Here is a 14,062-nt window from a genome sequence, read left to right as displayed (position 1 = left end):
CGCTGCGGAAAACGTTATTTTAAGAGGGTCGGTATCGAACACGCCTATCCCCATGACGCCAGGAAACCGGGCACTCGCCCCCACAATCGGTCACTCATCCCCACTGCCCCACTGACGCTCAACCCTCTTTTTGCATGAGAGTTCCCGTAATGACGCAAAAGCCAACGCCCCAAGCCCAAACCTCTTCCCCAGCCGCTGCCGGTGCAAAAACGAACCCTACCGCACACCCCGGTGATACAGTGCACCCCGGTGATACTGTGCAACGCGGTGATACAGTACAACGCGTTGATGTCGCCCACTCCAGCGTGGCGGCGGATGAGCGTTACCACTGGCTCGGCGCCCACCTCGAGACCCAAGACAATGTTGCGGGAACACGCTTTGCGGTGTGGGCCCCCAACGCAACCGAAGTGAGTGTGTTGACCGATGGCAACGGATGGCAACACGGTTCGGATTGGCTCTCCGGTAGCGACTCGGGGATCTGGAGCGGCTTTGTACCGGGCGTGACCCATGGCACGAGCTACAAGTACGGAATCCGCACCAAGCAAGGCGAGCTACTCCACAAGGCTGACCCCTTTTCGTTTTACGCCGAACATCCTCCGGCGACAGCATCGATCGTCTATGACCTGGATCGATACCAATGGTCCGATGCCCAATGGATGCGGAAGCGTAGCGACACTGACGCACTCCACAGCCCGGTGTCGATTTACGAAGTTCATCTTCCCTCTTGGAAACGTCCTTGGGATGGACGACGCTACCATAGTTATCGCGAACTCGCCGAAATGTTAGTCGAGTACGTTCAATCGCTTGGCTTCACGCACATCGAATTGATGCCGATTGCCGAGTTTCCCTACGACGGTTCGTGGGGCTATCAAGTGACGAGCTATTTCGCACCGACAAGCCGATTCGGTGAACCGGATGAGTTTCGTTATTTCGTCGACTATTGTCACCAACACGACATTGGCGTGATCATGGACTGGGTGCCTGCGCACTTTCCGTACGACTCGCATGGCTTGGCGAGATTCGATGGCACGGGGCTTTACGAGCACGATGACCCGAAGCAAGGTTTCCATCCCGATTGGCAAACCCACATTTTCAATTACGGACGCCATGAAGTCCGTGATTTCCTGAACGCAAACGCTCGTTTTTGGCTCAAGGAGTATCACATCGATGGGCTTCGAGTCGATGCCGTCGCTTCGATGTTGTACTTGGATTATTCACGCAACGATGGCGAGTGGGTGCCCAATTGCTTTGGTGGCAACGAAAATTTCGATGCTATTCATTTCATGAAAGAATTGAACACGCATCTGCATGCCGACTTCCCTGGCGTGATGACGTTTGCCGAAGAGTCGACGTCGTATGGCGGTGTGTCACGGCCCGTGTATAGCGGTGGATTGGGCTTTAGTTTCAAGTGGGACATGGGGTGGATGCACGACACGTTGCGATACATCAAACGCGATCCCATCCATCGCAAGTACCACCAAAACGAACTGACCTTTCGCTCGGTCTATGCCTATAGCGAAAACTTCATGTTACCGCTGTCTCATGACGAAGTCGTACACGGCAAAGGGTCACTGATCTCGGGGATGCCAGGGGATGATTGGCAAAAGTTTGCCAACCTGCGTTTACTTTATGGATACCAATATGCGATTCCAGGCAAGAAATTGATCTTCATGGGGTGCGAGTTTGGTCAGTGGTCGGAATGGAAATATGACGGCGAACTCGACTGGACCCTGCAACAGTACCCGCCGCACGAAGGCTTGCAACACTTTGTCGCCGATCTCAACCGGTTTTACAAAGATCACCCTGCCCTGCATGAACTCGATTGCGATCCCACCGGCTTTTCATGGATCGCCGCGGACGATGCCGCAAAAAGCATCTACACGTTTTGTCGAACATCGCGTGCGCAGCAATCCATCGTCGTGGTAGCGAATTTCACCCCCACGCCCCATACCCATTACCGTGTCGGAGTCCCCGAGTCTGGAAACTATGTCGAAATCCTCAATAGCGATGCGGAGGTCTACGGCGGCAGCAACATCGGGAACCCCGGTTCATTGACAACACACGACCAAGCGAGTCACGGTCGCCCGTTCAGCTTAGAGCTAAACATTCCGCCCCTTGCGATTATGATGTTAGCCTTAGAGACCCAATAACAACGGGCTGCTGCGGTCGCCCCCTCCCCAATCCTTCCATTGCCTCCCTTTGTTCAAGGCGTTTTATGAGACTTTGCTGCATCGCTGCGTCCCTGAGTTTTCTCGTTTGTTATTCGACCGGGATGGCAGCACCGCCATCATTTGACGACCCAAATCCTCAACACTACAAATTTTCGACGCGTGCTAGCGAGATTGACCCGCGAGTCCAATCGCATCCGGAAATCAACTTTTTGCTTGAATCGGATCAAGGCAAACCTGCCGACCTGCAATTTGCATCGGTCGACACTCGGGTTGCCCCACGAGGCGAATTGGTGATTTGGTTAATGGGGGCAAACCGCGGTCTCTTCGATCGGCTGAATGGCTATGGACTGCACGCGATGCAAGTCCACTACGCCAACAAGTGGTTCAGCATTTGTTGTCAAGAAAAACCCGTCAGCGATCATTGCCGTGGCGACATTCGATTGGAAGCCGCAACCGGTGAAGACTTTAGCGACGAGGTGGAGATTCCCAAGCCCGATGGGATGATGGAGCGTGCTTATCAATACGTGAAATGGCTGGCCAAAAAACATCCGCAAGGCAAGTGGGAACAATTCCTTAGCGAAGACGGCAAGGACCTTCGTTGGGACAAGGTGATCATTTCCGGGTCGTCCCACGGCTCCACCACCGCGGCGCGGTTTGCCAAACAGGTCAAGGTGGCCCGCGTCGTTGCCTTATGCGGTCCACGAGACCAACATCAATCGTGGCAAGCGTTACCTTCGGCAACACCTGAGAACCGCTACTTTGGTTTCTCGCATGTGCTCGATGGTGGCTGGACCGCCGACCACTATTGCCGTAGCTGGGAGTTGATCGGGATGCACAAGTTTGGCCCGATCGTGAATGTCGACAAAGTAAAATTCCCTTACGAAAACACCCGTCGGCTGGTCACCGACTTTGATGTCAACGGCAATGCCAACGCCGCTCACAGCAGCGTTCAGCCAGGCAGCCGGGCTTACAAAGATAAAGCAACCGGCGAATTCATGCACGAAGATGTTTGGCGTTATCTGTACACGCATCCGGTGGATGTCGTGGGCGAAGCCACTGCGATGGACAACCATTGCAACAAAGAGCAATCGCAGTAGCCCCCAAGAGACTCCTGCGCCTACCGCAACAGGATGTCGAACATCAGCGACACGGTCACCGCGTCGTCGGTTCCGAGCGTTGCTGCCGAGCCGACGTTGTGATTGATCGTGGGCATGTCAGCAAAGTAAGTGACACCGACGGTCGCCCCCACTCCGTAGCCGCGAAGTTGGCCGCGAGTCGTAAAGGCGGTCTCGATCGTGTAGGTGGTCTTGCTAAGTTCCTCGCGATAGCTGGTGGGGACGGCGGACGGGGTTGCCCGATAGTCGGCGTTCATATCGTAGATTCCGACATTCAAGTTCAGATTACTTGCACGCCCGAACAGATACCCATCCCAACCGGTGACCACTTTTCCACCTTGGAAATCAGTATCGAGCTCTTCGTTGAATAGACGTAGCGAGCCGTTATCGAGATCAAAGTCTTGGTCGAACGCCATCAAGCTGTACGCCACCCCGGCGGACAGTCCCCCAAAGCGAGTTTTCCAGGTGTCGCGGATCACCAAATCGCCACCGTAGTGCTGGACATCGCTGTGGAGTCGTGGCGAGGCCCCCGTCAGCGCGACACTCGCGCCGCTCGAAGGATTGGGAAGATCGATGTCGCCAACACGTCCGTCACTCGATGAATCGGCAAACGCATAGAAAAGATTGGCTTCGAAACTTGTCCGTGTCCCCAAGGCACGACGAACGGCATCGATTCGCACGATGCCTCCCAAGTCATCGAGATTGTCGCGAAACGCCGATCCACCACTGGCGCTGGTGCCAAGTTGATAATCGGGAAGCGATGCAACCCACCCCCCAGTGCTGGCGGTCAGCTCAAAGGGCGATTGGCTAATGGTGCTCTGGGCGTCCACCTCACGCGCGGCGGATGTGGCGACGACCAACAAAATGAACGCTAAAAACTTACGCATTGTTTGCTTGATATTCCTTCAGTGTGCTCTCAACTCGAGGCGGACTCCAACCCTACTGCTATCGATCCAGCAAAGCCTTCCCCGCGGGCTTTTTGGCCAAGAACGTGTCGACTTGAGGGTTGGGGTGAAGGATGATAGGCCCTGTGTCGGAGCTAGGTGCTGATCGCTGTAGCCTGCCTGTAACGCTTAGCCATGACATAGCGAATGCCACCCGCCTCGAGGCTGTTGAGCACTCCCCCCCAATAAATACTTCCACTGTTTTACCCGTCTTTCTCACCCGTCCTAAGATCACGACATCCCGCTTCCCTCCATTAAAAACATGCCTCTGAAAAACAAGCCTCGGGGGGTGGGGTGGGTGAGGTACTGACATCCACTTCCCCCCTCTTTTGATGCTAGGCGTTTCTGTGTCACCGACCCCTGCGATCAGCGAAGAAGAACAGCCACGTTTTAGGTTTGGAAAAAATTGGCGTTCATTCCTCGAAAACCTTGATGACGAGCGCATTTCGCAAGCCGAAAAATCGCTGAGAGAAATGCTCGGCACCGACTCCTTGGCGGGTAAACGGCTATTGGATATCGGCAGCGGTAGCGGCTTGTTCTCGCTCGCCGCACACCGGCTCGGCGCCGAAGTGGTTTCGCTCGACTATGACCACGACAGCGTCGGATGCACGGAAGAGCTGAAGCGGCGATTTGCAAACGACCAAACGAGTTGGCAGATCATTCAAGGATCGGTATTGGACCGGCCGTGGATCGAATCGCTCGGCGCGTTTGACATCGTCTACTCGTGGGGCGTCTTGCATCACACCGGTGAGATGCATCGAGCGATTGAAATCGCGGCCGATTCGACCAAGCCTCGCGGCCAATTCTTTCTAGCGATTTACAACGACCAAGGGGGAGCGAGTCGCCGATGGTTGCGAATCAAACAGACTTACCATCGTTTACCTGGATGGGTGCGTCCCGGTTTGGTAATCGCGGTCGCCTCGTGGTACGAAGCCAAATTCGCGTTGGCGAGATTGGCTCGTTTTCAAAACCCGTCACCCCTCAACGATTGGCGAGCTAAACGAGAGGATCGCGGCATGTCGCCTTGGCACGACTGGGTGGATTGGATCGGCGGGCTACCTTTTGAAGTGGCAAAGCCCGAGGACATCATCGTGCCGTTACGCCGCAAGGGGTTCGTCCTGAACGCGTTGAAAACGGTGGGCAACGGCTGGGGATGTAATGAGTACGTGTTCGAACGGTTGCCGCCAAACGCGTGAGGGCGTTGGTGCTGTGAACCGACATTTCGATCGTCGCGTGATCAACGATCATTCACGCTGATTCGCTTATTCCATCATTTGTTTGACAAACGGAATGACATCGTCGTCATAGCTGAAACCTGCGGTATCGCCGGCATCGACAAACTTTTTGACCAACTTGCCTTCGGCATCGTAGATCAAGACCGCCGGGATCGAATCGAGCTCTAACTTGGCATAAATTTCGTCGCTCGGGGTGCTGCTGATGTAGTTGGGAAACGTCGCTCCGACGCTGCTAACAAACGCGGCAACGCGTTCTTCGTAGTACTTTGGAGGACGCGATTTCCGGCCATCAAAATCAATATCGACGGAGAAACATTGAACTTTCGCAGGAAACTGCTTCTGCAAACGAACCAAGCCTGGGAACTCTTCCAAACAGGGTTGGCAGGACAGCGACCAAAAGTCGACGATGGTTACCTTGCCCGTCTTGGCAACCCGATCCTGGACCTCTTGTAACGATCCATAGACCACCTCCGAGGCAGCGGATTCTGCGGAAGATTGCAGAGGCGGCTTGCGACTGACTTGGACGTCGGGCATCTCCATCCCCCCGCTACCTTTGGGGGATGGTGAATTCGGTTCCGCCGCAGGCAGATCGCCCGGAGGCAATTCCAGACTCCCAGGCGCTTCGGACGCCTGCTGCGACTTGCCCGAATCGGTCGCGGCCGCGCCCTCGGTCACCGTTTGTGGTTCCGATGGTGCCACCGCCGAGGTTTGCGTCGGTGCATCGGCGGGCGTTTCGGTCCCCTTTTCTCCACACCCGACGATGGCAAACCCCATCGCCAACGCCAGTAAATTCAAGCGATTGGGTCGAGAATGCGAAAAGCAACTGTTTAATTGATTCTTGGCCATCCGAGGTTCTTTCATTCTTCTATAATCAGGTTCCGTGTGCCCACCATGCATGCCGCATGCAAAGCACATGCGGCAGCAGCGAAGCACGATGTTGGCGGCGAGAAACTGATTGTACCGACGTCGATGCGTTGCGTGTACAGCCTTCCAGCAAAGGTTTTCGAGGAACGAATGACAGGCGATCTGAGCGTGGAGCGATTCGAATCAACTACTCAACTCGTCGTTGCCTCAAAAGAGGGCAACAACGATGCGCTTGGACTCCTTTTGGAGCGTTACCGAGGATACCTATTGATGTTAGCCCATCGCTTCCTGTCGGAACGATTGCGCCGTCGCATTGATCCTGCGGACATCGTCCAGTTGACCTTTTTAGAAGCCAAACGGGATTTGGCGTCCTTTCGCGGCACCAGCCCCGCCGAATTTTCGGGTTGGCTACGCGGTGTCTTGAAAAACAATGTCGCTACCGCCGTCACACGCCATGTCACCACGCAAAAGCGATCGCTCCGGCGCGAGGTCGACGGAAACCGGCCCTCCCCCAACGATTCCGGTGGCGCTGGCTGGATTCAACAGCTTCCCGGCAGCACGACCAGCCCGAGTGGGGTTGCGATTCGCGACGAAGCCACGATCGCGTTATTAGAAGCACTTCACGAATTGCCGGAGACTCAAGCCGAAGCGATTCGTCTGCGTTATATGGAAGGCCTTCCTTTAGCCGAAATTGTCGAACGCATGGGCAAGAGCGACACCGCCGTGGCTGGTTTACTGAAACGAGGGCTACAAAAACTTCGTACGATTTTAGACCAAGACATGAGCCCCTGGCTCTAAACAAGCGGGTTACGGAGACGTAACGGGCTAGGAAAGGAAAGCTCCCCCTGCGGATCCCTCCTTGCAATTGCAGCGCCCCGCTGGGGCTTCGGCTTGTGCCTGCGTTAGAATCGACCGCACGCCTCTCTCCTTTATCCCCTCACACGCCACGACCCGCTATGGCTGAGAACGACCCTACTGCAGATCCTGTTGACGAGGCCTTTGCGGCCTATCTGCGATCATGTGATGCGGGTGAATTAACAAGCCGAGAAGATTTTTTAAAGCAGTTTCCCGGTGTCGCAGACCAATTAAAGCAGTTGATGGAAGCGGCTGACTTGCTTGGCCAAGTGACCTTGGCATCAGGGTTATCTAGCAGCCAACGGGTCGCCGACCACGGCGCCAAAACGGTTGCTCTCAACCTCGCCGAGGGAGAACAATCCAACGTCGACCCCGCCATCACGCTGCCGATGGCCCCGCGCGCCAAGAACGATCCTGGACCGACGCTGCCGTTTGACCTGGGCGACTACGAACTGCAACACGTCCTCGGCAAAGGAGGGATGGGCATTGTCTATTTGGCAAATCAGAAACAATTGAACCGGATGGTGGCGGTCAAAATGATTCGCGGCGGCATGCTAGCCGATGAATCCGATGTGCGACGTTTCTATACCGAAGCCCAGGCGGTAGCGAGATTGAACCATCCCGGTATCGTTCCGGTCTATCAATTTGGTCAACGCGCGGGACATCATTTCTTTTCCATGGCGTACATTTGTGGCAGCGACTTGCAGCGCAAGTTGTACGCAGAATGCCTGGACCCTAAACAAGCCGCACGCTACGTTCGTGATGTGGCCCGCGCGATTGACCACGCTCATCACAAGGGCGTCCTGCATCGCGATCTAAAACCGGCTAACGTCCTGATTGACGAACAAGACCAAGTCCATGTGACCGACTTTGGTTTAGCCAAACATATGGATGGCGATAGCAGCGTGACGGGAACGGGGGCCGCTCTGGGAACGCCTCATTACATGGCTCCCGAGCAGGCTGGCGGACTCAGCGACCGGGCGAATCGTCAGAGCGATGTGTACGCCATGGGTGCGATCCTATTCGCCTGTCTGACCGGGCGACCTCCGATCGCCGCAGAGACTGTCATGCAAACGTTGCTGGACGTCGTTCACAATCCGGCGCCTCCGGTGCGTTCGTTTCGCTCGGATGCCCCGGTCGATCTGGAGACGATCATTGCGAAGTGCTTAGAAAAAAATCCACAGAAGCGCTACGCATCCGCAGGACAACTCGCCGACGACCTCGATGCATTTCTTGACGATCGTCCCATCACGGCACGACCGCGGTCGATGCCCGTGAGAATATGGCATTGGCTCGAAGGCGTCCCCTTGGTTGCTGCGGTCTCGGGCCGACGCATGGTCAGCGCATCGTTGTCACATCGTCGCTTCCAAGCCGCGATGCTGCTCCTGCTCTTAATGACTCCCTTTATCGCCACCGGCCTTGCCCTGCTTTGGCAACAACACAAAGAATCGATGCCCCGCATTGTGCGGTTCGCAGGCGGACACGAAAACGGCGTTTACAACACGGTATCGAACTCGATTGCCAAGCGATTGCAGGCTAAATACAAAGTGACCACGGCGGTCGCTAGCAGCAACGGATCTCTCGACAATCGAACGCGTCTACTTCGTGGCGAGGTTCACCTTGCGCCCGTGCAGGCTTCGGCAATCAGCGGAGATCCGCTGTGCGTCGTCGCCCCTTTGTTTTTCGAAGTCGTGCACTTCTTGGTGCGTCAGGACGCGAACGTCAACACGCTCAGCGATCTCAATGGACATCGCGTCGCGGTCGGCCCATTGGGAAGCGGATCGCGAGCGACGACCGAGATGGTCTTCGAATCGCTCAACATCACTCCCGAGATGGCGGTTCGCGAAGTCTTGGCGTGGGAAGATCTTCAATCCGATACCGCGCCCGATGTGGCTGTGATCTGCATTGGATTGGGCAGCCCATTGGTCGCAAACTTAATCCGTCACCATCGCTGGCAACTAATGTCGATCCCGACTCCCATCCAAATCTCGCTGCAACACCCAACCCTACGTCCGATGACAATTGAGTCCCGCGATTATCCGGGAATCGATATCCCCGCCGAAGGCATTGCATCGGTCGGAACCACGGCGTTTCTGGCGGCCCGAACCGACACTCCGTCCGAATTGGTCACGGCAACGCTGCAAACGTTGTACGAACCGCCGACCTTATGCATCGGGATGATCCCACGCAAACACGCCGCCGAGTGGCAGGGCCTCGCATTTCATCGCGCCGCCCGCCAATTCTTTGAAACAACCGAAACGGCCGATTGAGTCGAGCTCGTGCCAGCCAACCCGATCCGATCCGGCTCGGATTCCGGCCATTATCGCTACGGTTCACGCTGAATCGCTTTGGCGTCGGTGCGCCCCACCCTGAGCCATACGGCCTGGTAAACACAATCGACTAGGCGTCCATCGTGATGGCTCACCACACGACCGCCTTCCGGGGGGACGTGGAGCGGGAGAAAAAAAAGAGACAAAAGCATGAAAAAACAACCAAGGTATTTCCCCTCAACTCCTAACATGAAACCTGCACGACACTTATCGTATCCCCTCTTTTCCACCAGCCACCAACGACGATCTCGCTACCAATCCTCACCATGGATGATATCTCTCAACTCACTGCTGATCTGCTGATCGTGCTTACCGCAGGGCTGATCGCGGGTGCCGTCTGTAAACGGATCGGCGTTTCCATGCTGGTCGGCTATTTGATTGTGGGTGGTTTGATTGGCGAAGGGGTTCTAGGTTTTGTCAATCAAGAAAACCACGAACTCGAACGAATCGCGCACCTCGGTGCCTTGCTGCTCCTGTTTTCAGTAGGCATTGAATTTTCCTTAGGAGAGTTGATTCGCTTGAGCCGGTTCTTTTTGCTTGGTGGGATCATCCAAATGACGCTGGTGGCGATCCCAGTGACGTTTGTTTGTATCGCCTTAGGCATGGAATTGAATGCGTCGTTGTTGGCCGGTTCCGCTGTCGCCCTGAGCTCCACGGTGCTGACCTTCAAGGCGCTTGCGGAATGGGGGCAAACCGCATCTCCCCATGGCCGCCGCGCCATCGGCATTCTGTTGTTCCAAGACGTGGCGCTGGTACCGCTGATGCTCTTGGTTCCCTTGTTGACCCACAGTGGTGAACCGCCAACGTTGGCCGCTTATGGAATTCTAGGTGGCAAATCATTGGTTTTTGTGATTGGCGTTTGCTGCGTCCACTCTATTTTCCGCCGCTGGCTCGTTCCTGGGCTCGCACGACTTCGCAGTGTCGAGCTTGTTATTTTGTTTGCCGTCTGCTTGCTAGGCGGCGTTAGCTGGACCGCTTACCAGATGGGATTGCCATCGGCAGTCGGAGCCTTGGCCGCCGGAATCATTCTGAGCGGCACACGAATTAGCAAACAAATCGATACGATCGTTTTACCCTTTCGCGAAATCTTTGCTGCGATTTTCTTTGTCACCCTCGGAACGCTACTCAATCCAGGTCAATTCATCGACGAACCGTTGCTGCTCAGTTTCGGTCTGGTGTTCATTATCTTGATCAAGGGCACGGCGGCCGCGATCGCACTTCGCTCCGTCGGACTTCACCCCAAAGCCGCGATCGGCATGGGCCTAGGTCTCGCTCAAATGGGTGAATTTTCATTCCTACTGCTCTCCGCAGGAGTGAAGCAAGGGTTGTTTAGCCACGCGAATTACAACCGCATGCTATTCATCGCACTAGGAACGCTGATCTTAACACCGCAGTTGATCCGATATGGGCTCCGTTGGACCAGTGATGAAAGGGCCGGCGCTGAAAAAAGCGAACACGATGAAGCGGACGGTCATGGGCTACATCACGATCTCGGCCGCCACGCGCTCGTGATTGGCATTGGGATGATCGGACGGCAAATCAGTTCCCAATTGGAAATGAAAGGAGTCGATGTTCGGCTGCTGGATTTCAGCTCCATCAACTTGCACCCGTTCGCACAACAGGGTTTTCAGACCGTGGCGGGGGACGCTCGAGATCCAGAAGTGCTGCAGCGTGCTGACGCGAGCAACTGTAACTTGTCGGTCGTCTGTGTTCCCGATGACCAGAACGCCAATGAAATCGTCAGTGCACTACGAAGTCTGAACTCAAATTCCACCATCGTCGTACGCTGTCGTTACCAAGGCAATGTCGCCGCGATGAGGCGAGCCGGTGCGAACAGCGTCGTGAGCGAGGAAGGCACAGCATCCGAGGCACTCCTAAAGTGGTGCGAACGGTTTGTGCAAAACAGCCACTGATGCCCGGAACACCATTGATTCGCGACGGAACAAGGGACTGGGCGAGAAACGCCGCCATGGTTCCGCGTCAGTAGACATCTCGTCGATAGCGTCCGTCAACCAACAGGTCGTCGACTATCGCATCGCCAAGCACGCGACGCAGGACGGAATCCACTGCGGGAGCCATCCCTACCAAGCTGCCACAAACGTAGATCGCAGCACCGTTACGAACCCATTGCTGAAGCTCGTCGGCGGCTTCTCGCAGTTTGTCTTGTACGTAGACGCGTTCGGCTTGGTCACGCGAAAATGCGAGATCCAAACGTTTGATCACTCCCTGGTCCCGCCACGCTTGGATCTCTTCGCGAAGATGGAAATCATGGGCCATATTGCGCTCGCCAAACAGCAACCAATTTTCATGATACCCCGACTCCAATCGTTCCAACAAATGTCCACGTAAACCCGCAAGCCCGGTTCCGTTTCCAATCAGAATCAAAGGTCGATCACTTGCTTGAGAATGAAAGTTTGGATTGCTGCGAATGCGAAGCTTGACCTTTTCCGTCGGTTGCAACGAATCGCATAACCATCCACTGCACAGGCCGATTGTCCCATCGACGCGCACTGCACGGCGTACCAATAGTTGCAAATTGCCTTCGCTGGGGAGCGATGCGATCGAATATTCACGACATTGCAGCGGTTGTAACCGATCCGCGAGCGATTGTGCGTCAAACGCCCCAATTTCGCCGATGGAGTTTAGTTTCGGCAACTGTGACTCCGCAAGCACCGACTCCAATGTCACCCTGCGTCCCTGCCGTTGAACGATCGCGGCACCCTCGAAACCCATGGTCTCTAACCATTCGGCAACCAAGCGTGGCGAATGACGAGGATAGACCTCCGCAATATCGCCTGCCTGCCATTGCGGGAGCTTCGATTGGGGCGGCGTCATTGTCAGATGAAAGACGCTGCTGGCGCACCCGTTTGCATTGAGTTCGATGCGTGAATCAAGCGACCAATCATCCGACTGCGTCGACTGCCATGCGATCCCATTATCGGCTTCGCAGACCTCGGCAACTTGCGTTTGCCAATGCCGCAGCGCCAACGGATCCGCATTGTCGACCTCGACCACAGGAAACAATCGCTGGGCTTGCTGAGCTTGTAACCATCGATCCAATTGGTGCCCGAAAGCACAAAATTGCTCGTAGCTACGATCCCCCAATGCCAACACCGCATATCGCAAGGATTCGAGCGAGAGAGGCCGGTCCATGACCTCTCGTAAAAAGCCGATCGCATGATCGGGTGGGTCTCCCTGGCCGGTGGTGCTGGCCACAATCAACAAGCGACCTCCTTGGGCAAACCGATCGCGATGGATGCGATCGATTGCGGTAAAGTAGGCTGAGATTCCGGCGGCATTTAATGCCTCGGCCGTTTGTTGCGCCAACTCAAATGCCATCCCCGTCTGGCTCGCATAAGCCACCACGACCGTCGAGGTGTCATCGATCGCTACCCTACCAAACGAAGAGGCCCTGCGGCGTGGATCGCGAAACCAAATCCATCCGCAACCGAGCAAATAAACGACCACCAACATTCCCGCCATCCACCAACGCTCGGCAAGCGGCATCGCAATCCACCACGGACCGCTCGTTGCACGCCACAACACCCCCGCGATGAATGCCAATAACAAAACAACGGCTGCATTGCCCAACTTGGGCAACGAACGCCATCGGGGTGCGTTGCGTTGCACACGGGCGTCGGTCAATAACGGAATCACTGAGGCAATACTTCCAAGGTTGCTGCGTAGCTCAAACGACGCGTCGAAGCGAGTGTCCCTTGCACCTTGTTATCTTGCTTGGAGGTTTCAAGCCAATACATCCCGGGCTCGGCCCACGTTACAGCGAACTCGCCTTTTTCGTCGGTCGTCACCGTGGTCTCATCCAAGGCATTTCGATATCGCGTTCCACCACGAACAATTTCGAACGCCAATCCGGCCGCGGGTTCTCCGTCAACCAACACTCGAAAGCGACTTTCCTCGCCAGCGTATTGGTCATTGGGGTGAGTCAACGAGACCACCTCGATCCCGACTCCCGTAGGCTGAAGTGCGGTTTCATTGGGGACGCCATTGGTCACAAAGGTTTCGATTCGCCCCACGCTTTCGGTCACTTTCAAATCCTTGGCATCCTGAGGGACCTCGCTGGCAAAGGCTTCGCGATTCCCACGCCATCGCTTGCGCTGGCCATCGACCTCCCAAGTCGCAAACAAGCCGTTGTTCACCACCGCGATGCGGTAGGTTCCCGATTGTTGCAATTGCAGATCAAAAACGCTGCGATATTTTCCGGTCGCTTGGTTTTGAGCTTCCGCGGGACTTCCGTCGGGCGCAATGATCTGAAGATTGTCCAGACGCAGCGGAACGTGATTGAAATAGAACAAGTCGTTGGACACCGCCGCATCCACCGTGACCCACGGATCATTTCCTGAAAGCGTGGTTTGCGACGGAAGCAGCCAAACTTTGTGAGCCGATGCCGTCAGCGGCACCAGACAAGCAAACACGATGGTGAGTAGGCAAAAACGAACCATTTTGGTAATCCGAGTAAGGGTGAAATAAGAGGGGAGAGAGGGCAGGATGGGGAAAGAGCAAGATTGGGGGCGAATTCAGGTGAAGTGA

The 14,062-nt window shown here is 55.6% G+C and carries 10 protein-coding genes; 6 read left to right on the top strand and 4 right to left on the bottom strand.

Features of this window, described 5'->3' with window-relative positions; all coding sequences use genetic code 11:
- The first annotated feature begins 149 nt into the window (after positions 1-149).
- Positions 150-2,150 (top strand): 1,4-alpha-glucan branching protein GlgB, encoded by a 2,001-nt coding sequence (gene glgB / locus Pla52o_RS20730; RefSeq protein ID WP_146596534.1) that lies wholly within the window; start codon positions 150-152, stop codon positions 2,148-2,150.
- A gap of 65 nt (positions 2,151-2,215) precedes the next feature.
- Positions 2,216-3,268 (top strand): BPSS1187 family protein, encoded by a 1,053-nt coding sequence (locus tag Pla52o_RS20725; RefSeq protein WP_231612518.1) that lies wholly within the window; start codon positions 2,216-2,218, stop codon positions 3,266-3,268.
- 20 nt (positions 3,269-3,288) lie between these two features.
- Here Pla52o_RS20725 and Pla52o_RS20720 read toward each other — a convergent pair whose 3' ends face one another.
- A complete protein-coding gene (locus tag Pla52o_RS20720) occupies positions 3,289-4,173 on the bottom strand; it encodes a hypothetical protein (RefSeq protein ID WP_146596533.1) in 885 nt (294 codons plus the stop codon).
- Between the two features lie 389 nt (positions 4,174-4,562).
- On the opposite strand from Pla52o_RS20720, the gene Pla52o_RS20715 reads away from it, so the two are divergent.
- Positions 4,563-5,426: a class I SAM-dependent methyltransferase gene (locus Pla52o_RS20715; RefSeq protein ID WP_146596532.1), complete on the top strand. Its 864-nt coding sequence runs from the start codon at positions 4,563-4,565 to the stop codon at positions 5,424-5,426.
- Between the two features lie 66 nt (positions 5,427-5,492).
- On the opposite strand, the gene Pla52o_RS20710 is transcribed toward Pla52o_RS20715, so the two are convergent.
- Positions 5,493-6,311, bottom strand: a complete 819-nt coding sequence (locus Pla52o_RS20710; protein ID WP_146596531.1) for a TlpA family protein disulfide reductase — start codon at positions 6,309-6,311, stop codon at positions 5,493-5,495.
- Between the two features lie 168 nt (positions 6,312-6,479).
- Here Pla52o_RS20710 and Pla52o_RS20705 point away from each other — a divergent pair, with 168 nt between their 5' ends.
- The 3 genes from Pla52o_RS20705 (at position 6,480) to Pla52o_RS20695 (ending at position 11,427) form a co-directional block, all read left to right on the top strand.
- Positions 6,480-7,127 carry a sigma-70 family RNA polymerase sigma factor gene (locus Pla52o_RS20705; protein WP_146596530.1) on the top strand — a complete coding sequence of 216 codons (648 nt, stop codon included), beginning with the start codon at positions 6,480-6,482 and terminating at the stop codon, positions 7,125-7,127.
- Positions 7,128-7,285: 158 nt separating this feature from the next.
- The gene (locus Pla52o_RS20700; protein ID WP_146596529.1) at positions 7,286-9,454 is read left to right on the top strand and encodes a serine/threonine-protein kinase; all 2,169 of its coding nucleotides are present in this window, start codon (positions 7,286-7,288) and stop codon (positions 9,452-9,454) included.
- Between the two features lie 326 nt (positions 9,455-9,780).
- Positions 9,781-11,427, top strand: coding sequence for a cation:proton antiporter (locus Pla52o_RS20695; protein WP_146596528.1), 1,647 nt, complete (start codon positions 9,781-9,783; stop codon positions 11,425-11,427).
- Between the two features lie 67 nt (positions 11,428-11,494).
- On the opposite strand, the gene Pla52o_RS20690 is transcribed toward Pla52o_RS20695, so the two are convergent.
- Both Pla52o_RS20690 and Pla52o_RS20685 read right to left on the bottom strand, forming a co-directional pair.
- On the bottom strand, positions 11,495-13,171 hold the full coding sequence (locus tag Pla52o_RS20690) for a flavodoxin domain-containing protein (protein ID WP_146596527.1): 1,677 nt from the start codon (positions 13,169-13,171) through the stop codon (positions 11,495-11,497).
- On the bottom strand, positions 13,168-13,974 hold the full coding sequence (locus Pla52o_RS20685) for a DUF4198 domain-containing protein (protein ID WP_146596526.1): 807 nt from the start codon (positions 13,972-13,974) through the stop codon (positions 13,168-13,170). The genes Pla52o_RS20690 and Pla52o_RS20685 overlap by 4 nt, the downstream gene beginning before the upstream one ends.
- Positions 13,975-14,062: the final 88 nt, after the last annotated feature.

It is taken from the genome of Novipirellula galeiformis, assembly GCF_007860095.1.
GTDB lineage: Bacteria > Planctomycetota > Planctomycetia > Pirellulales > Pirellulaceae > Novipirellula > Novipirellula galeiformis.
This window is presented reverse-complemented; position numbering and strand designations above follow the sequence as displayed.

Bases quoted from the DNA above. Each gene is read 5' to 3' on its own strand.
- glgB (WP_146596534.1), top strand. From the start codon at position 150: ATGACGCAAAAGCCAACGCCCCAAGCCCAAACCTCTTCCCCAGCCGCT.
- Pla52o_RS20725 (WP_231612518.1), top strand. From the start codon at position 2,216: ATGAGACTTTGCTGCATCGCTGCGTCCCTGAGTTTTCTCGTTTGTTAT.
- Pla52o_RS20720 (WP_146596533.1), bottom strand. From the start codon at position 4,173: ATGCGTAAGTTTTTAGCGTTCATTTTGTTGGTCGTCGCCACATCCGCC.
- Pla52o_RS20715 (WP_146596532.1), top strand. From the start codon at position 4,563: ATGCTAGGCGTTTCTGTGTCACCGACCCCTGCGATCAGCGAAGAAGAA.
- Pla52o_RS20710 (WP_146596531.1), bottom strand. From the start codon at position 6,311: ATGGCCAAGAATCAATTAAACAGTTGCTTTTCGCATTCTCGACCCAAT.
- Pla52o_RS20705 (WP_146596530.1), top strand. From the start codon at position 6,480: ATGACAGGCGATCTGAGCGTGGAGCGATTCGAATCAACTACTCAACTC.
- Pla52o_RS20700 (WP_146596529.1), top strand. From the start codon at position 7,286: ATGGCTGAGAACGACCCTACTGCAGATCCTGTTGACGAGGCCTTTGCG.
- Pla52o_RS20695 (WP_146596528.1), top strand. From the start codon at position 9,781: ATGGATGATATCTCTCAACTCACTGCTGATCTGCTGATCGTGCTTACC.
- Pla52o_RS20685 (WP_146596526.1), bottom strand. From the start codon at position 13,974: ATGGTTCGTTTTTGCCTACTCACCATCGTGTTTGCTTGTCTGGTGCCG.